The organism is Endobacter medicaginis, assembly GCF_014192375.1.
In the GTDB taxonomy this organism is placed as follows: Bacteria; Pseudomonadota; Alphaproteobacteria; order Acetobacterales; family Acetobacteraceae; genus Endobacter; species Endobacter medicaginis.
Window position 1 is genome coordinate 20,239 of the sequence record NZ_JACHXV010000008.1, and the last position, 22,184, is coordinate 42,422.

The 22,184-nt window shown below is 68.2% G+C and carries 18 protein-coding genes; 12 read left to right on the top strand and 6 right to left on the bottom strand.

Annotated elements, in window-relative coordinates; translation table 11 throughout:
• Positions 1–18 precede the first annotated feature (18 nt).
• From cobS to FHR90_RS11385, 4 genes are all read left to right on the top strand, one after another.
• Positions 19–1,044 carry a cobaltochelatase subunit CobS gene (gene cobS, locus FHR90_RS11370; RefSeq protein ID WP_176626016.1) on the top strand — a complete coding sequence of 342 codons (1,026 nt, stop codon included), beginning with the start codon at positions 19–21 and terminating at the stop codon, positions 1,042–1,044.
• Between the two features lie 14 nt (positions 1,045–1,058).
• Positions 1,059–2,891: a cobaltochelatase subunit CobT gene (gene cobT, locus FHR90_RS11375; RefSeq protein WP_183275277.1), complete on the top strand. Its 1,833-nt coding sequence runs from the start codon at positions 1,059–1,061 to the stop codon at positions 2,889–2,891.
• A 163-nt stretch (positions 2,892–3,054) separates the two neighbouring features.
• Complete coding sequence (locus FHR90_RS11380) at positions 3,055–3,972, top strand: alpha/beta fold hydrolase (protein ID WP_176624936.1); 918 nt, start codon at positions 3,055–3,057, stop codon at positions 3,970–3,972.
• Between the two features lie 90 nt (positions 3,973–4,062).
• Entirely contained in the window at positions 4,063–4,401 is a 339-nt protein-coding gene (locus FHR90_RS11385; protein ID WP_176624938.1) for a hypothetical protein, read from the top strand.
• Positions 4,402–4,421: 20 nt separating this feature from the next.
• On the opposite strand, the gene FHR90_RS11390 is transcribed toward FHR90_RS11385, so the two are convergent.
• From FHR90_RS11390 to gluQRS, 4 genes are all read right to left on the bottom strand, one after another.
• The gene (locus FHR90_RS11390; protein WP_246330219.1) at positions 4,422–4,991 is read right to left on the bottom strand and encodes a nitroreductase family protein; all 570 of its coding nucleotides are present in this window, start codon (positions 4,989–4,991) and stop codon (positions 4,422–4,424) included.
• A 35-nt stretch (positions 4,992–5,026) separates the two neighbouring features.
• Complete coding sequence (locus FHR90_RS11395; protein WP_183275278.1) at positions 5,027–6,241, bottom strand: pyridoxal phosphate-dependent aminotransferase; 1,215 nt, start codon at positions 6,239–6,241, stop codon at positions 5,027–5,029.
• A gap of 8 nt (positions 6,242–6,249) precedes the next feature.
• A complete protein-coding gene (locus FHR90_RS11400) occupies positions 6,250–7,455 on the bottom strand; it encodes a pyridoxal phosphate-dependent aminotransferase (RefSeq protein WP_176625020.1) in 1,206 nt (401 codons plus the stop codon).
• Positions 7,456–7,550: 95 nt separating this feature from the next.
• Positions 7,551–8,432, bottom strand: a complete 882-nt coding sequence (gene gluQRS, locus FHR90_RS11405; protein WP_176625022.1) for a tRNA glutamyl-Q(34) synthetase GluQRS — start codon at positions 8,430–8,432, stop codon at positions 7,551–7,553.
• A 167-nt stretch (positions 8,433–8,599) separates the two neighbouring features.
• On the opposite strand from gluQRS, the gene FHR90_RS11410 reads away from it, so the two are divergent.
• On the top strand, positions 8,600–9,160 hold the full coding sequence (locus FHR90_RS11410; protein WP_176625025.1) for an HNH endonuclease: 561 nt from the start codon (positions 8,600–8,602) through the stop codon (positions 9,158–9,160).
• Here the strand turns inward: FHR90_RS11410 and FHR90_RS11415 are convergent.
• Entirely contained in the window at positions 9,133–10,029 is an 897-nt protein-coding gene (locus FHR90_RS11415; RefSeq protein ID WP_183275279.1) for a LysR family transcriptional regulator, read from the bottom strand. The genes FHR90_RS11410 and FHR90_RS11415 overlap by 28 nt on opposite strands.
• Before the next feature lie 98 nt (positions 10,030–10,127).
• On the opposite strand from FHR90_RS11415, the gene FHR90_RS11420 reads away from it, so the two are divergent.
• From FHR90_RS11420 to FHR90_RS11435, 4 genes are read left to right on the top strand one after another with little or no spacing between them, the layout of a single operon-like run.
• Complete coding sequence (locus FHR90_RS11420) at positions 10,128–11,174, top strand: YeiH family protein (protein WP_176625954.1); 1,047 nt, start codon at positions 10,128–10,130, stop codon at positions 11,172–11,174.
• A gap of 57 nt (positions 11,175–11,231) precedes the next feature.
• Positions 11,232–12,083, top strand: a complete 852-nt coding sequence (locus tag FHR90_RS11425; RefSeq protein ID WP_183275280.1) for an ImuA family protein — start codon at positions 11,232–11,234, stop codon at positions 12,081–12,083.
• Positions 11,989–13,563: a Y-family DNA polymerase gene (locus FHR90_RS11430; protein ID WP_221188264.1), complete on the top strand. Its 1,575-nt coding sequence runs from the start codon at positions 11,989–11,991 to the stop codon at positions 13,561–13,563. Before FHR90_RS11425 ends, FHR90_RS11430 begins: the two co-directional genes overlap by 95 nt.
• Positions 13,563–16,796: an error-prone DNA polymerase gene (locus FHR90_RS11435; RefSeq protein ID WP_176622076.1), complete on the top strand. Its 3,234-nt coding sequence runs from the start codon at positions 13,563–13,565 to the stop codon at positions 16,794–16,796. The genes FHR90_RS11430 and FHR90_RS11435 overlap by 1 nt, the downstream gene beginning before the upstream one ends.
• Here FHR90_RS11435 and FHR90_RS11440 read toward each other — a convergent pair.
• Positions 16,793–17,257 (bottom strand): MarR family winged helix-turn-helix transcriptional regulator, encoded by a 465-nt coding sequence (locus tag FHR90_RS11440; protein WP_266152771.1) that lies wholly within the window; start codon positions 17,255–17,257, stop codon positions 16,793–16,795. The two genes, FHR90_RS11435 and FHR90_RS11440, sit on opposite strands and share 4 nt — an antisense overlap.
• 331 nt (positions 17,258–17,588) lie before the next feature.
• On the opposite strand from FHR90_RS11440, the gene FHR90_RS11445 reads away from it, so the two are divergent.
• The 3 genes from FHR90_RS11445 to FHR90_RS11455 all read left to right on the top strand — a co-directional run bounded on the left by FHR90_RS11445 (position 17,589) and on the right by FHR90_RS11455 (position 22,154).
• Complete coding sequence (locus FHR90_RS11445; RefSeq protein ID WP_218061921.1) at positions 17,589–18,281, top strand: quinone oxidoreductase family protein; 693 nt, start codon at positions 17,589–17,591, stop codon at positions 18,279–18,281.
• 123 nt (positions 18,282–18,404) lie between these two features.
• A complete protein-coding gene (locus FHR90_RS11450; protein ID WP_266152770.1) occupies positions 18,405–20,573 on the top strand; it encodes a TonB-dependent receptor in 2,169 nt (722 codons plus the stop codon).
• Positions 20,574–20,936: 363 nt separating this feature from the next.
• The gene (locus tag FHR90_RS11455) at positions 20,937–22,154 is read left to right on the top strand and encodes an MFS transporter (protein WP_176622078.1); all 1,218 of its coding nucleotides are present in this window, start codon (positions 20,937–20,939) and stop codon (positions 22,152–22,154) included.
• Positions 22,155–22,184 lie beyond the last annotated feature (30 nt).

The window sequence follows — 22,184 nt, forward strand, 5'->3', positions numbered from 1 at the left end:
AAGGACATCTCGCCCGTCATGAATGAAATCGCCGCCCTCGACGCGGGCATCGAACACGCCACCGACCCCGACTATCCGTCGATCGAGACGCTGTCCGCGCCCGACCTGATGGTCAGCGCGCGCGAGGTGTTCGGCATCGACAGCGACCTGAGGGTGCCGGCCTTCTCGATCCGCACCGAGCACGTGCCGCCGGTCGACACCGCCTACCGGTTCGACCGCGAGACCACGCTCGCCATCCTCGCCGGCTTCGCCTTCAACCGCCGCGTCATGGTCCAGGGCTATCACGGCACCGGAAAGTCGAGCCATATCGAGCAGGTCGCGGCCCGGCTGAACTGGCCGTGTATCCGCATCAACCTCGACAGCCACATCAGCCGCATCGACCTGATCGGCAAGGATGCGATCGTGCTCAAGGACGGTCAGCAGGTCACCGAGTTCCGCGAGGGGCTGCTGCCTTGGGCGCTCCAGCACCCCGTCGCCCTGGTGTTCGACGAATACGATGCCGGCCGCCCCGACGTTATGTTCGTCATCCAGCGCGTGCTCGAGGTCGAGGGCCGCCTGACCCTGCTCGACCAGAACCGCGTCATCCATCCCAACCCGTATTTCCGCCTGTTCGCCACCGCCAACACGGTCGGACTGGGCGACACCACCGGCCTGTATCACGGCACCCAGCAGATCAATCAGGGCCAGATGGACCGCTGGAGCATCGTCTCCACGCTGAACTACCTGCCGCACGGCGAGGAGGTGGCCATCGTCGCCGCCAAGATGGGCGACGCCCTGCCCCGCAAGACCATCGAGAGCATGGTGGCACTGGCCGACCTCACGCGCTCGGGCTTCATCAACGGTGATATCTCCACCGTGATGTCGCCGCGCACGGTCATCACCTGGGCCGAGAACGCCCGCATCTTCGGCGATATCGGCTTCGCCTTCCGCCTCACCTTCCTCAACAAGTGCGACGAGGCGGAACGCTCGACCGTCGCCGAATATTACCAGCGCTGCTTCAACGCCACCGTGCCCACCGGCACGCTGGCCAGCCGCGCCGGCTGACCACCGCCTTCGTCATGTCAGCCAGCGACGACCGCCACGAGGATTTCAAGCGCGCCACCAGCAACGTGCTGCGGGCGATGGCGCACGACCCCGACGTGCAGGTCGCCTTCCAGGCCGGCAACCAGAATCTCTCCGGCCAGACCTCCGGCAAGCGCGTGCGCCTGCCGGTGCCCAGCCGCACCCTGCCCGAGCCCGAGATGGCGCGGCTGCGGGGGGCGGCCGACGCCGCCGCCCTGCGCCAACTCCATCACGACGCTACCACCCATGCCGCCCGCCGTCCGCTCGGCACCGAGGGCGGCGAGATCTACGACGCGCTCGAGCAGGCCCGCATCGAGATCTGGGGGGCGCGCCACATGAGCGGTGTGGCTTCCAATCTCGACGCCCGCCTCGCCCATGAATGCGAGACCCAGGGCCTCGACCGCATGACTGCCCCCGAGCAGCTCGCCCTGCCGAAGGCGCTCGCCCTGCTCGCCCGCGAACGCCTTTCCGGCCGGCCGCTGCCGAAACCGACCGAACGGGTGATGGAGGGCTGGCGCGACAAGCTGCATGTCGAAGGCCTTGCCGCGCTCGACGACATGGCCGCCCATCTCGGCAATCAAGCCGAGTTCAGCCGCGCCGCCCGTCGTCTGCTGGCCTCCTATGGGTTCACCGAAGCCGAGGCCGAGCAGCCCGACGACGACAGCACCGAGGACAGCGAGTCCGAACAGGAAGAAGATCAAGCCGAAGGCGAGACCCCGCAATCTGCCCCCGAAGCACCCAGCGAATCGGTTCCGATGGGCGGCGTCGAACCCGAATCGGCCGAAGCCGCCTCTGCCGGCGACGAGTCTGACGACGAACAGGACGGTGACAGTTCCGCCGAGGGCGAGGATCGTCCCGGCGGCCCGCAACCGCCGCGCCGGACGCGCGAGGAGATCGATCCCGGCCTCTACCGCGCCTACACCACCGCCTATGACGAGACGGTGGCGGCCGAGGATCTGTGCGATCCCGACGAGCTCAACCGCCTGCGCCAGCAGCTCGACCAGCAGCTCGCGCATCTGCATTCGGTGGTCTCCCGGCTTGGCAACCGCCTGCAACGCAAGCTCCTCGCCCAGCAGACCCGGGCCTGGGAGTTCGATCTCGAGGAAGGCACGCTGGATGCCGCCCGCCTCGCCCGCGTGGTCGCCAATCCGACCCTGTCGCTGTCGTTCAAGCGCGAGCGCGACACCGAATTCCGCGACACCGTCGTCACCCTGCTGATCGACAATTCCGGCTCGATGCGTGGCCGCCCGATCGCGGTCGCCGCCACCTGCGGCGACATCATGGCCCGCACGCTCGAGCGATGCGGGGTCAAGGTGGAGGTGCTCGGCTTCACCACCCGTGCGTGGAAGGGCGGTGCGAGCCGCGAGCGCTGGATCGCCGACGGCAAGCCGCGCAATCCCGGCCGGCTCAACGACCTGCGCCACATCATCTACAAATCCGCCGATGCTCCGTGGCGCCGCGCACGACGCAATCTCGGCCTGATGCTGCGCGAGGGGCTGCTGAAGGAGAACATCGACGGCGAGGCCCTGCAATGGGCCTATTCGCGCCTGCTGATGCGCCCCGAGGCGCGGCGCATCCTGATGGTGATCTCCGACGGCGCGCCGGTCGACGACAGCACGCTGTCGGTCAATTCCGGCGCCTATCTCGAGACGCACCTGCGCGAGGTGATCCGCCAGATCGAGGGCCGCGGCCGTGTCGAGCTGATCGCCATCGGCATCGGCCACGACGTCACCCGCTACTATCGACGCGCAGTGACCATCGTCGATGCCGAGGAGCTCGGCGGCACCATGATGCAGAAGCTCACGGAACTGTTCACCGAACAGGGCTGACATTCCGTCAGCCCTGGCCTTGGCACCGCCCCGGCAGCGACGTTAGGCTCGGACTGGGCGAAGAGCCGCCGGATCGCCCAATCGAGACGCGATCGCGACGTATTTTCGTCAAGCTTCGCAGGTAGGACCAATCCAACACCACCCGGGACTCGGGAGATTTCGCGTGTCCGAACCATCCACCTTCTTTGCCGGCTTTGCCGAGACGACGCTCGACCTGCCGCGCGGCGCCATCCACCTTCGCTTCGGTGGCACGGGCGAACCGGTGCTGCTGCTGCACGGCAATCCGCAGACCCATGCCATGTGGCACAAGGTCGCGCCAGCGCTCGCAGCCTGCGCCGCCGTGGTCGCCCCCGACCTGCCGGGCTATGGCGGCAGCTTTCATCCCGATCCTGTCGCCGATCCTGCCTCGTGCTCGCGCCGCGCCATCGCCGCGACCATGGCGGATGTGATGAGCGCGCTCGGCCATGAACGCTTCGCCGTGGTCGGCCATGACCGCGGCGGGCTGATCGGCGCACGTCTCGCGCTGGACTTCCCCGAGCGCGTCACCCGCCTCGCCCTGCTCGACGTGGTGCCCGATCTCGACCATTTCGAGCGCAACGACATGTCGCATGCGCTCGCCTTCAACTACTTCACCTGGTTTGCGCAGCCGCATCCCAAGCCGGAGGCGCTGGTCAGCAAGGCGCCGGATTCCTGGTTCGGCGGCGACGATGCCAACCCCGATGTCTTCTCGCCCGAGGCAGTCGCCGATTACCGGGCCGGCCTCGCCCAGCGCGACGCCGCCGCTCGCATGGCGCGCGAGGTCACCGCCGGAGCCCCGTTCGATCTGGCCGCCCTGCGCGAGGATCGCATGCTCGGCCGCAGGCTGGCCTGCCCGGTCGAGGTGATCTGGGGCCAGCGCGGCCAGATCGGCGGCTGGTATGATCCCGGCGCGCTGTGGAGCGAACATGCCACCCGACCGGCCGCGAGCCATGGCATCGAGGCGGGACATTTCCTTGCCGAGGAGGCTCCGGCGGAGGTCGTGGCACTGTTGACGAAGTTTCTGACAGCGGAACAAAGCCGGGCCACAACCCTGTCCATTTGATATAGACTGCGAGTCGCATCGCCACTTTGCGCCAGCTCGCACGATCCGTTCGATTTGAGCCCACCCTTCACCCGAGACAGGACCGCCTCAATGGATACGAGTTCCACGTCGATCGTCGTCTATCGCGACGGCAAGCTGTCGATGGTCGAGGCGCCATCGTGGTGGGAACAGGACGAGTGGTTCAGCAACTCCCCGACCGTGACCTCGCTCGAGGTTGGCCCGATCAAGGCCGGGCTGGTCGGACGCCGCGCGCCGGAAGGCTACACGGTCTGCCTGACCGGCAACGATTCGCAGATGGACGTGCGCATGCTGTGGTGCCCGACCGAAGCCGACTACATCGAGTTCCTCTGCGGTCCGGGCGGCAATTTCGTCTCCGTCTGCGCCCAGATCCTCGGCGCCGACCCGCTCAAGCGCGGCAGCTGGAGCTGACGCGCCGCAGCGCGCCGATGTCAGTCTGAAAGACCACCCGCCGGCGCGCGATGCGGCGGCCAGTGCCTGACGAACGGGTCGAGTTCCGGTCGCGGCGGCGCGCGGAAACCGTCTTCCGGCGTGCCCACGAAGAGCACCCCGAACAGACGCTCCGGCGGCTCGAATCCCACCCCGGCGGCGATCGCCGGGTCGGCAGTATAGGCACCGGTGATCCACACCCCGCCGAAGCCTTCGGCATGCAGCGCATTGAGCAGGTTCATCGCCCCCGCCGCGACCGACATCACCTGCTCGATTTCGGGGATCTTGTGATTGGAGAGGATCCGTCCGCCGATCAGGATCGCCATCGGCGCGCGCAGTGCCTTCGCCCGCGTGCGGTCGAGCTCGGCACCCCGCGCCTCGGGATCGCGCGCCGCATGCGCCCGCACGGCGAGGGTGGCGAAATCCTCCATCCCCGGCCCGTCGATCACCACCCAGCGCCAGGGCCGCAGCTTGCCGTGATCGGGCGCGCGCAGCCCGGTCGAGAGGATGCGGGCCAGAACCTGTCCGCGCGGCGCCGGCTCCACCAGTTCGGTGGCCGATGCCCGCGACATCAGCGTCTCCATCGTCTCCGACAATCCAGCCCCTCCTAATCCAGTTCTGCGCAGAACCGCGCCATCCGCGCACAGGCCTCGTCCAGCACCTCGTCCGCTGCGGCCGTGCTCAGACGCAGATACGGGCTGGCGCCGAATGCCACCCCCGGCACCACCGCCACATGCGCCTCGTCGAGCAGAGCTTCGGCGAAGGCGGTGTCGCTGTCGAGCAGCCGCCCGCCGGCGCTGCGCCGCCCGAGACAGCCCGCGATTGAAGGGAAGGCATAGAATGCGCCCTGGGGCATCGCGCAGGTGATGCCCTGCATCGCCCGCAACGCCGTCACCACCCGGTCGCGCCGGGCGCGATAGACCGCGCGCATCTCCCTCACCCGCTGCTGCGGCCCGTCGAGCGCGGCGGCGGCCGCCATCTGCGCCGGACCCGACACGCCCGAGGTGGTGTGCCCCTGCATCTTGGCCATCGCCCGCACCAGCCGCGCCGGCCCGCCGGCAAACCCGACCCGCCAGCCAGTCATCGCATAGGCCTTCGACACACCGTTCAGCGTCAGCACCCGATCCCGCAGCCCCGGGCACAGCGCGGCGATCGAGGCGTGCTCGGCGGGCGCGAACACCAGATGCTCGTAGATCTCGTCCGACAGCACCCAGACGTGTGGGTGCGCCTCGAGCACCTGCCCGATCGCGCGCAGCAGATCGGGGGAAAACACCGCACCGGACGGGTTGGACGGTGAATTGAGCACCACCCAGCGTGTCCGCGGCGTGATCGCAGCCGCCAGCCCTTCCGGACGCAGCGCGAAATCCTCCGCCTCGGCGCAGTCGACCGGCACCACCGTCGCCCCGAACAACTGCGCCGTCAGCGCATAGCTCACCCAGTAGGGCGCTGGGATCACCACCTCGTCTCCCGGCTCGAGCGTGGCGGCGAAGGCGTTGTACAGGAGTTGTTTGCCGCCATGGCCGATGGCGATCTGGCCGACGTCGAACCGCAGCCCGTTATCGCGCTCGAACTTGCGCGCGATCGCCGCGCGCAGAGCTGGATAGCCGTCGATCGGCGGGTATTTCGTCAGCCCCTCGCGTGCCGCACGATGCGCCGCCTCCAGCGCATGCTCGGGCATGGCGAAATCCGGCTCGCCGATCGACAGCGACAACACGTCCACCCCGACGGCGCGCAGTGCACGCGCTTTCCCGGTGATCGCGATCGTTGCCGAGGCCGGCAGCGCCTCCAGCCGTGCGGCCAGAGGCGGCCCATCCAACGCCATCGCCGTGGTCAGTCCGTCATCCCGGCACAGAATTCGGTGATCCGCCGACAGGCCTCGCGCAGGCTCTCGGTATCGGTCGCATAGCTGACCCGGAAATGGCCCGGGAACATGAACGCCGAGCCATGCACGGCCGCCACCCCCTGCTCGTCGAGCAGCGCGGTGACGAACGCCGCGTCGTCGACGATCTTCGTGCCTCCCGCGCTGGTCCTGCCCAGGCAGCCGCGCATCGACGGATAGACGTAGAACGCCCCTTCCGGCTTGTGGCAGCGCAGCCCCTCGGCGGCGTTCAGCAACTCCACCACAAGGTCGCGCCGCGCCTGATACGCCTCGACCATCACCTCGATGCAGTCCTGTGGCCCGGCCAGGGCCGCAACCGCGGCCGCCTGGCTGATCGAGGAGGTGTTGGAGGTGGACTGGCTCTGCAGCTTGTCCATCGCCTTGATCAGAACCTTTGGCGCGCCGGCGAACCCGATGCGCCAGCCGGTCATCGCATAGGCCTTCGAGCAGCCGTTCATCGTCACCGTGCGCTCGCGCAGACGCGGTTCCACCTGGGCGATGGTGGCGGGCTTGAACCCGTCATAGACCAGCTTGTCATAGATATCGTCGGTGAAGATCCACACATCCGGATGCCGCAGCAGCACATCGCAGATCGGCCGCAGCTCCTCGGCGGAATAGGCCGCACCCGTGGGGTTGTTGGGGCTGTTGAGGAAGAACCACTTGGTCTTCGGCGTGATCGCCGCTTCCAGATCGGCGGCGGTCAGCTTGAAGCCGTTGTTCTCGGCGCATGGCACGATCACCGGCGTGCCGTCGGCGAGTGCTACGATATCGGGGTAGCTCACCCAGCACGGCGACGGGATGATCGCCTCGTCGCCAGGGTTCAGGGTCGCGACCATCGCGTTGTAGATCACCTGCTTGCCGCCGGTGGAGACGATGATCTCGTCGGGCGCGTAATCGAGCCCGGAATCGGCCTTGAACCGCGCGGCAATGGCCTTTCTGAGTGCCAGCGTGCCGCCGACATCGGTGTATTTGGTCTGGCCCGCCTCGATCGCCTCGATGGCGGCGCGCTTGACGTGATCGGGAGTGTCGAAATCCGGCTCGCCAGCCGACAGGCTGATGATGTCGCGTCCCTCGGCCTTGAGCTGACGCGCGCGGGTCGAGATCGCGATCGTCTGGCTGGGGCTCACCTTGTCGAGGCGCGCGGCGATCAGGTCCATGGGCTGTCGAACTCCATCCGTTCAGCCCCGAAAGCGCCGGGGCGGCGCACCGTAGAGCAAGCCGGGAACGAAAAGAACTCGCCGGCGGGCAAAAATCACGCAGCGCTCCCCTGCGCTGCCAGAAGATCGGCCCGTGCCATCAGCGCCTCGGCCGACCACCCTGCGGCCCACAACGCCCGCAAGGCCTGCGCCCCGTCGCGCTTCGCCAGCCGCCGCCCGTCCGCCTCCCGCAGCAACGGATGGTGGTGATAGACCGGCGCCGCCCACCCCATCAGCGCCTGCAGGACGCGGTGGATATCCGTCACCGCACGCAGATCCTCGCCGCGCGTCACCAGGCTGACGCCCTGGAGCGCATCGTCATGCGTCACGCACAGATGGTAGCTCGCCGGCACCTCTCGCCGGGCCAGCACCACATCGCCGAACGCAACCGGATCGCACCGCACCGTGCCACCTTCCAGCGTGTGATAGACCAGCGTCCCGGTGCGTGCCGTCGCCGCCCGCATGTCCAGCCGCCAGGCATGCTCCACCCCCGCGGCGATGCGCTCGGCACGTTCCGACATCGACAGTCCCCGGCAGGTGCCGGGATAGACCAGCGCCCCGTCCGGCGCATGCGGCGCCGCCCCCGACTGCGCCACCTCGCGGGCGATCGCCGCCCGGGTGCAGAAGCAGGGATACACCAGCTCCTCGCCGCGCAGCCGGTCCAGCACGGCGCGATAGTCGTCGAAATGCGCCGATTGCCGCCGCACCTCGCGCGCCGACACGATCCCGAGCCAGTCGAGGTCCTCGATCGCGGCTGTCGCATACTCCGCCCGGCAGCGCGTCGCATCGATATCCTCCAGCCGCAACAGGAACCGCCCACCCGAGTCGCGGGCCAGCCTGAACGCCACCAGCGCCGAGGCAAGATGCCCCAGATGCAGAAAACCGGTCGGGCTGGGAGCGAAACGGGTCGTCCAGCCCTCGTCTGGGGGCAAAATCATCGGTTTATCTTACAGCGCGATGACATCGGTTGCGCACGGCTTGCGTAAGTGGCCTCGTCCGATACAGTGACATCGCTAAGGGATTTCCGACGTCGCACCGGTCCACGAGCGCAGGTCAGAGCAACGCCCGCCGGTCCGGACGATGTGTTCCGAAAGGAAACGCAGCCTTGCAAGAAGGCAGTCCACACTACCCTGCTCTGGTGCTCAATGCGGATTTTCGTCCGCTATCGTATTTTCCGTTGTCGTTGTGGTCCTGGCAGGACGCGATCAAGGCGGTGTTCCTCGACCGCGTCTCGGTGCTCAGCGAGTATGACCGCGAGGTCCGCTCACCCAGCCACCGCATCCGCCTGCCCAGCGTGATCGCACTCAAGGACTTCATCCCCGCCGCCCGCCGCCCGGCCTTCACCCGCTTCAACGTATTCCTGCGCGACAATTTCTCCTGCCAGTACTGCATGGACCGGCTGCCCACCCAGGAACTCACCTTCGACCACGTCATCCCCCGCTGTCGGGGTGGCCGCACCACCTGGGAAAACGTCGTCACTGCCTGCGGCACCTGCAACCTGCTCAAGGGGTCCCGCCTGCCGCAGGAATGCCGGATGATACCGCGCCTGACCCCAGCCCAGCCCAGCACCTGGCAGCTGCAGGAGAACGGCCGCGCCTTCCCGCCGAACTACCTCCACGAGAGCTGGCGCGACTACCTCTACTGGGACATCGAACTGGAAAGCTGAACCTCGCCCAGCGAAGCGGCAAAAGCCTCCGCCGCCCGCGTGCGGTAGCGCTCGCGATGCCGCAGCATGTGAAAGCGACGCGCCGGCAGCTCGAAATCCACGCTGGCGACCAGCCCGGCCGCGAGTGCCGCGGCGGCGACATGTTCCGACAGCGCCGCAACCCCGTCCCCCGCCTGCACCGCGCTCAGCACCGCCTCGTTCGACGGCAGCACCATCCGCACCTGCGGCGCGCCCCCCGCCCGGCGCAGCGCCGCCTCCAGGCTGGAGCGCGTCCCTGACCCGGCCTCGCGCATGATCCACGGCGCCTCCAGCAGCGCCCGGGCTGCCACGCGTGGCAGCCCTGCCCACGGATGGGACGGATGCGTCAGCACGACCAGCCGGTCCTCCCCCACCACGACCTGTTCGATCAGCTCGTGCCCGACCTCGCCTTCGACGAAGCCGAGCTCGCACGCCCCGTCGATCACCGCACGGGCCACCTCCTCGCTGTTCGAGACCGCCACCGTCAGTTCCACGGCCGGATGGGCCTCGCGAAACCGCACCAGCCGCCCGGGCAGCCAGTAGCCGACGATGGTCTGGCTGGCCCGGATCGCCAGCCGACCGCGCCGCAGCCCGGCCAGATCGTCCAGCACCGCCTCGGCCTGTCCCGCCCGCGCCAGCACCGCCTGCGCCTCGCCCAGGAACACCCGCCCGGTCTCGTTGAGCACGATCCCGCGCCCGATCCGGTCGAAAAGCCGGATCGCGTGACGTTCCTCAAGGGCCGCCAGTGCGTTGCTGACCGCCGACTGGGTCATATTGAGCGCCTGTGCGGTCTCGGTGACATGCTCCCGCGCGGCGATTGCCACGAAAATGCGCAATTGCTCCAGCGTCATCCGATCAATCCGAAATCCGGATCGGAACAAGCATTATTATCCGTTGGAACGCAAGTCCGCCGGTCGTCATCCTCGGCCCTGTTTCAACGAGGTGCTTCATGGCCGTCGCCGAGCCCACCACCGCAATGCCGAGCGCCCTGGCCCACCTCCTGCCCGGCCTCGCCCTGTGTGGGGCGGTTACCGGCACGGCACAGGCGCTTGTCATGGCCGAGCGCCGCCTGTTCGGCGCGGTCTGGCTCGAAGGGCTGGTGCTGGCAATCGTGGTCGGCGCCATGGTGCGCACCTGCTGGACGCCCGGCGAGCGTTTCCGTCCGGGCATCGCGTTCAGCGCCAGGCTGCTGCTGGAGATCGCGGTGATGCTGCTCGGCGCCTCGGTCAGTGCCGCCGCGCTGCTCGCCGCCGGCCCCGCCTTGCTGGGCGGCATCGCTGCAGTGGTGCTGGCCGCCATCGCCTGCGCCTACGGCATCGGTCGTCTGTTCGGCCTGCCGCACCGCATGGCCATCCTGGTCGCCTGCGGCAACTCGATCTGCGGCAATTCGGCGATCGCCGCTATCGCCCCGGTGATCGGCGCCGGCGGCGAGGAGGTCGCCGCCTCGATCTCGTTCACCGCCCTGTTCGGCGTGGCGCTGGTACTCGCCCTGCCGCTTTCGGTGCCACTGCTGCATCTCAGTAGCCTGCAATACGGCGCCTTCGCCGGGCTGACGGTCTATGCGGTCCCACAGGTGCTCGCCGCCACCGCCCCGGTCGGACCCGTGGCGGTGCAACTCGGCACGCTGGTCAAACTGATGCGGGTGCTGATGCTCGGCCCGGTGGTGCTTGGCCTCACCTTGCTCACCCGTCGCGAGATACCCGACACACAAGCGCCCGGCCGGCTGCCCCTACACCGGCTGGTGCCGTGGTTCATCCTCGGCTTCCTCGGCCTCGCCGCCCTGCGCTCCCTCGACCTGATCCCCACCGCCGCCCTGCACCCGGCCGCCGAGGCCGCCAGCCTGCTGACCGTGGTCTCGATGGCCGCCCTGGGCCTCGAGACCGACATCCGTAGCGCCGCCCGGGCCGGTCTGCCCGTCACCGCGGTGGTGATGCTCTCCCTGCTGGCCCTGGGCGCGATCAGCCTCGGCCTGATCCGCCTGCTCGGCCTGGGCTGAAGAAGAACGACCGGTTTGTGATTGGCTTCCCCCATTTATGTTCACTATATGTTCCGAATGCCTGTCGCAGTCTCCGCCCCTTTCGACAATGCCAAGCCTGCTGCCCCACCCTCGCAAAAGCTGATATCATCTCTCGAAACAACTCCACAAAATATTGATTTTATAAGGAAAATAACTTTACTCTCGGAAGATCGTGCCTTCTGCGCGCGCCGTTCCGCATCCATCGACCTGCTGATTTTCGGTATTCCCGTCATCGATGCCCATCTCGGTGGCGGCCTCTCGCCGTGCGCCCTGCACGAGTTCGCCGCCCGGCCCGGCGACAGCGAACACCTCGCCTGCACGACACGCCTGCTGGTCACCCTGCTGGCCATCAACCGCCATCTGCGCGGGCCGGTCTTATGGGCCTGCAGCCGCGCCGATCTCTACCCGCCCGGTCTCGCCATCGCCGGTTTCGATCCCGCCCGGCTGATCGTCGCCGAGATGGCCGACGCCCATATCCCCGCGGTGATGGAGGAAGCGCTCCGCCATCGGGGTCTCGCCGCGGTGATCGGCGAGACCCGGCGCAACCCGGGCCTGACCCTGTCGCGCCGCCTGCATCTCGCCGCGCAGACCGCCGGCCGCCCGGCCCTGCTGCTGCGCCGCTTCGGCACAGATGACACGCCCTCCGCCGCCACCACCCGCTGGCGCATCGGCCCTGCCGTTTCCCCGCCGCCCTCCGACCGGCTGGCCGCCCTCTGGCTCGACCCGCCCCGCCTGCATCTCGACCTCATCCGCTGCCGTGGCGGCATGCCCGCCTCCTGGACCCTGACCTGCCATGACGACATCCCGCATCCTCTCTCTGTGGCTGCCCCACTGGCCGACCGACCGCCTGCGCCGCGCCCTGCGACGCAGTTCCGGCGGCTTGCCTGACCGCCCGGTCCTAATCACTGCGCATCGCATTGGCAGCCGCCGCCTGATCGCCGCAACCTGCCCGCGCGCCGCTGCCCTCGGCCTGCATCCCGGTCTCTCCGTCACCGAGGCCCAGGCCCGCCATCCCGGCCTCGCCATCACCGAGGCCGATCCCGAAGCCGACAGACACGCCTTGCTGGGCCTCGCCCGCTGGTGTCTCGGGCTCACCCCCGGCGTCGCCCTCACACCCGTCGAGAACGGCTCCAACGATGCCTGCGCCGACGGGCTCTGGCTCGATGCGTCCGGTTGCGCCCCGCTCTACGCACCCGACCAGCCCGCCGCCGAGGACCGCCTGCGCCGCACCCTGCTCGCCCGCCTCGCCCGTCTCGGCATCGCCGCCCGCGCCGCCATCGCCGACACGCCGGGGGCCGCCCACGCGCTCGCCCGCCACGGCGCCCCCGGCCAGACCGATCCCCTGCCCCTGCCCGTCGCCGCCCTGCGTCTCGATGCCACCACCTGCGACCGGCTCGACCGGCTCGGCCTGTCGCGGATCGGCGATCTCGCCACCCTGCCCCGCGCCCCGCTCGAGCGCCGCTTCGGCCGCAACCGCCTCGCTGCGGGGCGTACCGTGCTGCTGCGTCTCGACCAGTTGCTCGGCCGGGTGCGCGAGCCGCTGCCCTGGCTGCCGCCGCCCGGACGGATCGCCGCCCGCCTGCATGTCTTCGACCCGCTGGTCACCGCAGAAGGGCTTGCCCGCGCCATCGACGCTCTCGCCACCGACATCGCCACCCGGCTGCGTGCGGCCGGTGAGGGCGCGCTGGGCCTCGAGCTGCGCCTCGAACGCTGCGACAACACCACCCAGACGCGCCGCCTCGGCCTCGCCGCCCCGAACGCCGACGCCGCCCATCTGGCGAAGCTGTTCACAACCAGGCTCGACGAGCTCGACCCGGGCGAAGGCGTCGAGACCCTTTGCCTGACCGTTTGCCGCCGCGCCCGCCGTGCGGCGCATCAGCACGCCGTCCTCATGGCCGATACCAGCCAGGAGGCCCATCCGGATCCGATCTGCGACCTGATCGACACCCTCTCCCACCGTCCCGGTCTGCACGCGCTGTGGCGACCGCGGTTGCGCGAGAGCGACGTGCCGGAACGCGCCTTCCAGCGCCTGCCTGCTCACATGCCGATCCCCGCTTCCCCTGCCCGCGCCTGGCCGCGCCCGACCCGCCTGATCGATCCACCGTGTCCGGTGCAGGCGATCGCCGAACTGCCCGATGCCGCCCCCGCCCAATTCGTCTGGCAAGGCCGTCGCCACCGCATCCGCTGCGCCGACGGACCGGAACGCATCGCCGGCGAATGGTGGCAGCGCGACGGCGAGCGTCGTGCGGTACGCGACTATTTTCGCGTCGAGGATACCGACGGACACCGCTTCTGGCTGTTCCGGCGGGGCGACGGCCAGCTCTGCGAGACCGGCGACCTGCGCTGGTTCCTGCACGGCATCTTCTGATGAGCCCGTCGCCTCCCGGCCCGGAACGAGGCTATGTCGAGCTCCAGGTTACCTCGTGCTATTCCTTCCTGCGCAGCGGCAGCCGCATCGAGGACTATGCCGCCCAGGCCGCCGCCTACGGCTACACGGCAATGGCGATCACCGACCGCAACAGCCTCGCCGGCATCGTGCGCGCCCATCAGCGTTTCCGCGAGGCCGGCGCCCAGAACGGCACGTCGCTGCGCTTGATCGTCGGCTGCCGTCTGGATCTGACCGATTTCGCCTCGATCCTGGTCTATCCGACCGATCTCGACGCCTACAGCCGCCTGTGCCGACTGCTGTCGCGGGGCAAGTCGCGTGGCGGCAAGGGGCGCTGCACGCTCGGCATCGACGACCTCGCCGCCCATCGCGAGGGGCTGCTCGGCATCCTGCTGCCGCCCGACGACCATCCCGCCACCCTGTCGGCGGAGTTTCTCGCCCGGCTCGACCGCTTCGCCGGTCTGTTCGGTAACGACGGACAGCTCTCGCTGAGCCTGCGCCGCCGTCCCGACGACATCCGCCGCCTTGCTCGCCTGTCCGAAGCCGCCACGGCAGCCGGCATCGGCACGGTCGCGACCGGCGACGTGCTGTACCACGCCCCCGAGCGTCGCATCCTGTTCGACGTCGTCACCTGCATCCGCGAGGGCTGCACGATCGACGCGGCCGGCTTCCGACGCGAGGCCTCCGTCGACCGCCATCTGCGCCCGCCCGCGGAAATGCAGCGTCTGCTGCGGCATTTTCCGGAAAGCTGCGCTACGACCACGGCCATCGCCGAACGCTGCACCTTCAGCGTCACCGAACTGCACTACAATTACCCCGACGAGCTCGAAGGCAACGGCCTGACGGCCCAGCAGACACTGGCACGCCACATCGCAGACAAGCTCTCCTGGCGTTATCCCGGGGGGGCCACCGACAAAATCCACACCCAGCTTGCCCACGAGCTCGATCTGATCGGCAGGCTCGACTATGCGCCCTATTTCCTTACCGTGCATTCCATCGTCAACGCGGCGCGCAAGATGGGCATCCTCTGCCAGGGCCGCGGCTCGGCGGCGAACTCGCTGGTCTGCTACGTGCTCGGCATCACCAGTGTCGATCCGATCGACAACGAGCTGCTGTTCGAGCGCTTCATCTCCGCCGACCGACGCGAGCCGCCCGATATCGACGTCGATTTCGAGCATGAGCGCCGCGAGGAGGTGATCCAGTGGATCTACAAACATTATGGCCGCGATCGCGCCGCGCTGTGTGCCACCGTGGTCGAATACGGTGCACGTGGCGCGTTGCGCGAGGTCGGCAAGGTGATGGGCCTGAGTGAGGACGTCACCGCAGCACTCGCCCGTCAGATCTGGGGCGGTGAAGGCGTGCTGACCACCGAGGATGCAGAGAAACTCGGCCTCAACCCCGATGACCGCCGCCTGCGCCTGACCCTCGAACTGGCCGGCCAGCTGATGGGTTTCCCCCGCCATCTCAGCCAGCACCCCGGCGGCTTCGTGCTCACCCGTGACCGTCTCGACCATCTGGTTCCGATCGAGCCGGCGACGATGGCTGATCGGCAGGTGATCGAATGGGACAAGGACGATATCGACGAGCTCGGTTTCATGAAGGTCGACGTCCTCGGCCTCGGCATGCTCGGCTGCCTGCGCCGCGCCTTCAACCTTCTCAAACAACACCGGGACATGGACTGGGACCTTTGCGATATTCCGGCCGACGATCCCGACACCTACGAGATGATCCGCCGCGCCGACACGATCGGCACTTTCCAGATCGAAAGCCGCGCACAGATGTCGATGCTGCCGCGACTGAAGCCCCGCAAGCTCTACGATCTCGTCATCCAGGTGGCCATCGTCCGCCCCGGTCCGATCCAGGGCGACATGGTGCATCCCTATCTGCGCCGCCGCGAAGGCCTCGAAGTGCCCGACTATCCCGACGAGCGCCTGCGTGGCGTGCTCGGCAAGACACTCGGCGTGCCGCTGTTCCAGGAGCAGGCGATGCGTGTCGCCGTGGTCTGCGCCGGTTTCACACCTAACGAGGCCGACCAACTCCGCCGCTCGATGGCCACCTTCAAGCGCACCGGTGGCGTCAACGCCTTCGAGACGAAGCTGATCGACGGCATGATGCGCCGCGGCTACAGCGAGACCTTCGCCCGGCGCCTGTTCGACCAGATCAAGGGCTTCGGCTCCTACGGTTTTCCCGAGAGCCACGCAGCCTCGTTCGCGATCCTCGCCTATGCCTCCTCATGGATGAAATGCCGCCATCCCGACATCTTCTGCGCCGCCCTGCTCAACGCGCAGCCGATGGGCTTCTACGCCCCTGCCCAGATCGTGCGCGACGCGCGCGATCACGGCGTGCCCATCCGCCCGGTCTGCATCAATGCCAGCGACTGGGACTGCACGCTGGAGCCCGATGACGGCGACCGCCTTGCCGTGCGCCTCGGGCTGCGCATGGCGCGCGGCCTGTCTCAGGCCCACGCCGCACGGCTCGTCGAGCAGCGCCACACGCCCTATCCCGACATCCCCGCGCTCTGGCGTCGCGCATCAATCCCGATCGCCGCCCTGCAATCCCTCGCCGAAGCCGACGCCTTCCGCAGCCTCGGCCTCGACCGCCGCGCCGCCCTCTGGCGCATCGACGGGCTCGGCAGCGCGGCCGAAACCACCTCGCTGCCGCTGTTCGCCGCCATCGAGACACCCGAACCCGCCGTCAGCCTCGCCCCGATGTGCCAGGGCAGCGAGGTGGTCGAGGACTATCGCAGCACCGGCCTCAGCCTGCGCCGCCATCCAGTGAGTTTCCTGCGCGCGGAACTCGACCATCGCCGCGTCCTGCCCTGTGCGCGACTGACCGAGACACGCGACGGCGCGCGCGTCAGCGTCGCCGGCATCGTGCTGATGCGCCAGCGCCCGGGCTCGGCGAAGGGGGTGCTGTTCATGACGCTGGAGGACGAGACCGGCATCGCCAACCTCGTCATCTGGCCCGATCGCTTCGAGCGTCAGCGCCCGCTAATCCTCTCGGCCCGTATGATCCTCTGCCACGGCAGGCTGCAACGCGAGGGGCACGTGATCCATGTGGTCAGCGACCGGCTGGAAGACAGCTCCGCCCTGCTGCGCTCGGTCGGTGCGCACGACGATCTCGCCATCCGCCACGGCCGCGGCGACGGCGCCACCCATCCGGCGACCCGAGACCCGCGCGACAGTATCCGCGTCCCAACCCGGGATTTTCGTTAACCCTCGGACGGCCCGCTGATCGCATCGGCGAATTTCCGCATCAGCCGCACCAGCTCGTCAAGCTCTCCACTCTCCCACGACCCGAAGATGCCACGCCCGATCCGCTCGCGCGCCGCATCGAGCCGATCGGTCATTGCCCGGCCGGCCATAGTCACCACCGCCTCGCGCACCCGCCGGTCGGCCGCATTCGCCCGCCGCGCCACCAGCCCGAGCTCGTCGAGCTTCGTCACCTGCCGGCTGACGGTGGTGTAGTCGCGCCCCACCCGGTCGGCGAGCTCGACCACCCCGATCGGCCCCAGCCGTCCGATCAGCACCAGCAACGGAAACAATGCCCGATCCAGCCGGATGCCGGCCTCCCGGATCATCAAATCGTCGCGTTGCGGCCGGTTCATCACCGCCATGATGTCGAGCAGCGCAGCATGCAGCACGGCGAGCTGCGCCGATATGTGTGCATTATGCACGTTTTTCCTTGACGTCACATCGCCTCCGTATATGTGTATTTTGCACATATAGAGCCGATACACGGAGATCGCCACCATGAAGGCCGCCATCGTCACCGGCGCCAGCCGCGCGCCGGTCCTTGCCTAGTTCGCCGATCCCGCCCCGCAGGATGGCGGGCACCTCATCACCGTCACCGCTGCCGCACTCAGCCAGATCACCCGAAGCCGTGCCTCCGGCAGCCATTACAGCGACACCGCGAGCTTTCCCTTCGTCGTCGGCATCGACGGCGTCGGTCGGCTGGACGACGGCGCCCGGGTCTATTTCGTCAAACCCTCCGCCCCGCATGGCGGCATGGCCGAACGCACCATTGTCCCCGCCGCCCGGTGCGTCGCCCTGCCCGACGATCTCGACGACATCACCGCCGCAGCGATCGCCAATCCCGGCATGTCGTCCTGGGCCGCACTGACAGAACGCGCCCGCATCAGGCCGGGCGAAAGCGTGTTGATCAACGGCGCGACCGGCACCTCCGGCCGCCTCGCCGTGCAGATCGCCCGCCATCTCGGCGCCGGCCGGATCATCGCCACCGGCCGCAATCCCGCCGCCCTGGGCGCGCTCGGCGCCGACGCGACCATCCTGCTGTCCGATGACGACGCCGCGCTCGACAACGCATTTGGCGCCCAGATCGAGGACGGCATCGACATCGTCCTCGACTACCTATGGGGGCGCAGTGCGACGCGCCTGCTCGCCACCGCCGCGCGGACGCTTGTCGATGGCCGGCGCCTCCGCTTCGTCCAGATCGGTTCGGTCAGCGGGGGCGAGATCGCCTTGCCTGCCGCCGTGCTCCGTGCCGCGGCCATCGAGATGCTCGGCAGCGGCCTCGGCAGCGTCCCGTTCGACCGTCTGATCTCGGTCATCGGCGAACTGCTGCGGGCCAGCACGCCGGCGGGACTCTCGATCGCCACCCGCATCCTGCCGCTGTCGGAGATCGCCCATGCCTGGTCGGCGACCGACGATCACCGGCGCATCGTGCTCACCCCCGGTTGAGGCCGCTGCGGCAAGGCGGCAGAGGATATAACGCCAGCATAGTTGCGAACGTCTCGCATTCTCAGCTATTCGGCATCCCGCGAGCCCCGAGACCGCTGCGTTCATGTTCCAGGAAAACCATCCGTGCCCCGTCTGCGCCCTTACCTGTCCACCCTGCTTGCCGCCGCCACCCTCTGCCCCTCGCTGATGGCCCGAGCCCAGCCGCAGGTTCAGGCTCAGCCACAGAAATCGTCCCACGAGCAGATCGTCGTCACTGCCCAGCGTCGCAACCGCATGGAGGTCACACAGGGCGGCCAGCTCGGCGCGCTCGGCACCAAACGCGGTCTCGACGTGCCGTTCAACATCCGCAGCTACAATGCGAGCCTGATCCTCAACCAGCAGTCGCAGACCCTCGGCGAGGTGCTGGAGAACGACCCCTCCGTGCGCACCACCTACGGCTACGGCAATTTCTCCGAGCTGTTCGTCATCCGAGGCTTCCCGGTCTATGGCGACGACGTCTCGATCGACGGGCTCTACGGCATCACCCCGCGCCAGCTCGTCTCGCCGCAGCTCTACGAGAGCGTGCAGGTACTCAACGGCGCCTCCGCCTTCCTCAACGGCGCTGCTCCCGGCGGTACCGCGATCGGCGGCAACATCAACCTGATCTTCAAGAAGGCCACCGATGCGCCGATCAGCCGGCTCACCGGCGACTACACCAGCCGCGGCCAGGGCGGCGGCAGCATCGATTTCTCCCGCCGCTTCGGGCCCGACAACCAATTCGGCGCCCGCATCAACGTCGCCGGCCTGTCCGGCCAGACCCCAGTCGATCACGAGACGCATCATTCGGTCGCCGTCGGCGGCGCCTTCGACTGGCGCTCGCGCGACCGCCGCACCCGTGTGACCCTCGACATCGCCTACCAGAACCAGGGCGTGGACTGGGGCCGCCCCGCGATCTTCCTCGCCACCGGGCTGAAATCCGTCCCCCGCCCGCCCTCGCCATCGACCAATTTCGGCCAGCCCTGGACCTTCACCGAGCTAAACTACATCTTCGGCAAGCTCAGAATCGAGCACGATTTCTCCGACAACGTCATGGGCTACCTCGATTTCGGCGGCCTCGGCGCAAATGAGCGCGGCAACTATTCCACGCTCACCGTCACCAACCCGGCCACGGGAGCGGCCACCAATGGCAATCTCTACGTGCCTTTCGTGCAGACCAACGAAAGCACACGCGGTGGCCTGCGCATCCATGCGCGCACCGGACCGGTGAAGCACGAGGTCAATCTCGGCGGATCGTCGATCTGGTCGGAGACCGACACCGCCTACGCGCTGTCGCTGAAGGGGCCGATCGCGTCAAACCTCTATACGCCGATCTACGCGCCCAGGCCGACGCAGAGCTTCATCGGAGGCGACATCGTCGACCCGCGCAAGAACCGCGATCTTCTCTATTACAGCCTGTTCTTCTCCGACACGGCTTCGTTTTTCGGCGACCGCGTCGGCCTCACCGGCGGGTTCCGCTACCAGAACATCCTCAACAACAGCTTCGGCTATGCGCTGGCCGGACCCAAGACCACATACAACCGCGACGCCATCACCCCGGTGGTTGGCGTCGTCGTACATGTCACCCGTCATGCCTCGGTCTATTTCAACCGCATCGAGGGCCTCTCGCCCGGACCGAACGCGACGGGCGCAGTCGTCAATGCCGGCCAGATCTTCCCGCCGTACAAGACCACCCAGTACGAAGCCGGCGCCAAATACGACATCGGCACGTTCGGCGCCTCGCTCGCCTTCTACACCCTGTCGCAGCCGAACGCGTTGACCCAGCCGCTCGGCACCACCGGACAGTCGATCTTCACCGTCGACGGCAGGCAGCGCAACCAGGGCATCGAACTCAACGTCAACGGCCAGATCCTCCGCGGCCTGCGCTTCAACGGAGGTGAGACCGTCATCGACGCCGACCTCAAGCGAACCGCGGGTGGGCTGTACGACGGCAACCGCGCCGTCGGCGTGCCGGGCTACACGATCAACGGCAATCTCGAATACGACCTGCCCTTCATCGAGGGCGCCACACTGGTCGGCCGCGTCGTGCAGACCGGCCATCAGTGGGCCAATCAGGCCAACACGCAGCGTCTGCCCGCCTGGACCCGCTTCGATCTCGGCACGCGCTACACGTTCCTCGCCGCCCATCATCCGCTGACCGTCCGTTTCGGTGTCGACAACATCGCCAACCGCCGTTACTGGGCGTCCTCGTTCGGCGGCTATCTGCTCGAAGGCGCACCGCGGACCTACAAGCTGTCGTTGACTGCGGATTTCTGACGTCTTCGTCCCGGATCTGACTCACAGTTTCCCAGGGCCATCGCGATCTCGTCGCGACGGCCCTTTTTGCATACGGAAAAGCCATCTGCACAAATAATATGCAGAGAAAACTGACTAAACAGTCAGAATCATCTATTTGTCGGAAATATGTGCAGTGGTGTCGAATTTTCTTTGAAATCGGCATGGCCTTTTGCCTAGATTGAGCCCGCGATAGTCAGATCGGGCAACGGCGGCCGATGCTGAGACACGGGGGCCTCCCCTGATCCAGATCATCCCACGGGCCAAGGACGGCCCGCGCTGCCCGACAAGGGCGATGACCCGCCAACACGGCCACGCGCCCTGCCGGTCATCCGGATCACGCCGATGAACAGAGCTTTCTTCAAGGCCGGGCATCCGCCCACCCTGCTCGCCTCGTTCCTGTATTTCGACCTGTCGTTCATGATCTGGGTGCTGCTCGGCCCGCTGGGGATCTCGATCTCCAGGGACCTGCATCTCGATCCGGCCCAGAAGGGCCTGCTGGTCGGCACCCCGGTGCTCGCCGGCGCGTTCCTGCGCGTCGTCTGCGGCACGCTGGTCGATCGCTTCGGCCCGAAGAAGGTCGCCATCGCCTGCCAACTCATCGTGATCGCCGGTCTCGCCGTCACCTGGCTTGCCGCCCCGCACAGCCTCGCCCCGCTGTTCGGCCTCGCCCTCGTGCTCGGCCTCGCCGGCGCCTCCTTCGCCATCGCCCTGCCGATGGCCTCGGCCTGGTATCCGCCCGAGTACCAGGGCACCGCGCTCGGCATCGCCGGCGCGGGCAACTCCGGCACCGCGCTCGCCGCCCTGTTCGCACCCGCCCTGGCGATGAAATATGGCTGGCTGAACGTGATCGGCCTGGCCACCATCCCGATGACGCTGGTGCTGATCCTGTTCGTCCTGATCGCCAGGGAGGCGCCCAACCGCCGCCCGCGCCAGTCGCTGGCCGCCTTCCTGCCGCTGCTCAAGCAGCTCGACTGCTGGCGCCTGATGTTCTTCTACATGGTCACCTTCGGCGGCTTCGTCGGCCTGGCCTCGTTCCTGACCATCTATTTCAACGACCAGTACGGCCTGAACCCCAAGACCGCCGGCTTCTGCACCGCCGCGGTGGTGTTCGCCGGCTCGTTCGTGCGCCCCTTCGGCGGCGCCCTCGCCGACCGCATCGGCGGCCTGCGCGCGCTGACCATCGTCTATGTCTGCGCCGCCGCGATTTTCGGCGTCATCTCCACCGGCCTGCCGACCATCGAGCTCGCACTCGGCGCCTTCGTGCTCGGCATGCTGTTCCTCGGCATGGGCAACGGCGCGGTGTTCCAGCTCGTGCCGAACCGCTTCCCGGCCCAGGTCGGTGCGATGACCGGCCTGGTCGGCATGGCCGGCGGCATCGGCGGCTTCTACCTGCCGACCTCGCTCGGCCTGGTTCGCAAGTATCTCGGCTCCTACAACATGGGCTTCCTCGCCTATGCCGGGCTCGCCGTGATCGCCCTGCTGGTGGTGCTGAGCTGCCGCCGCAGCTGGAAGACCACCCATGCCGCAGCCCCGGCCGACGCCGTGGCCCAGGCCGCCTGAACTCCAAAGCCTCTCCCGTCAGAAACAACG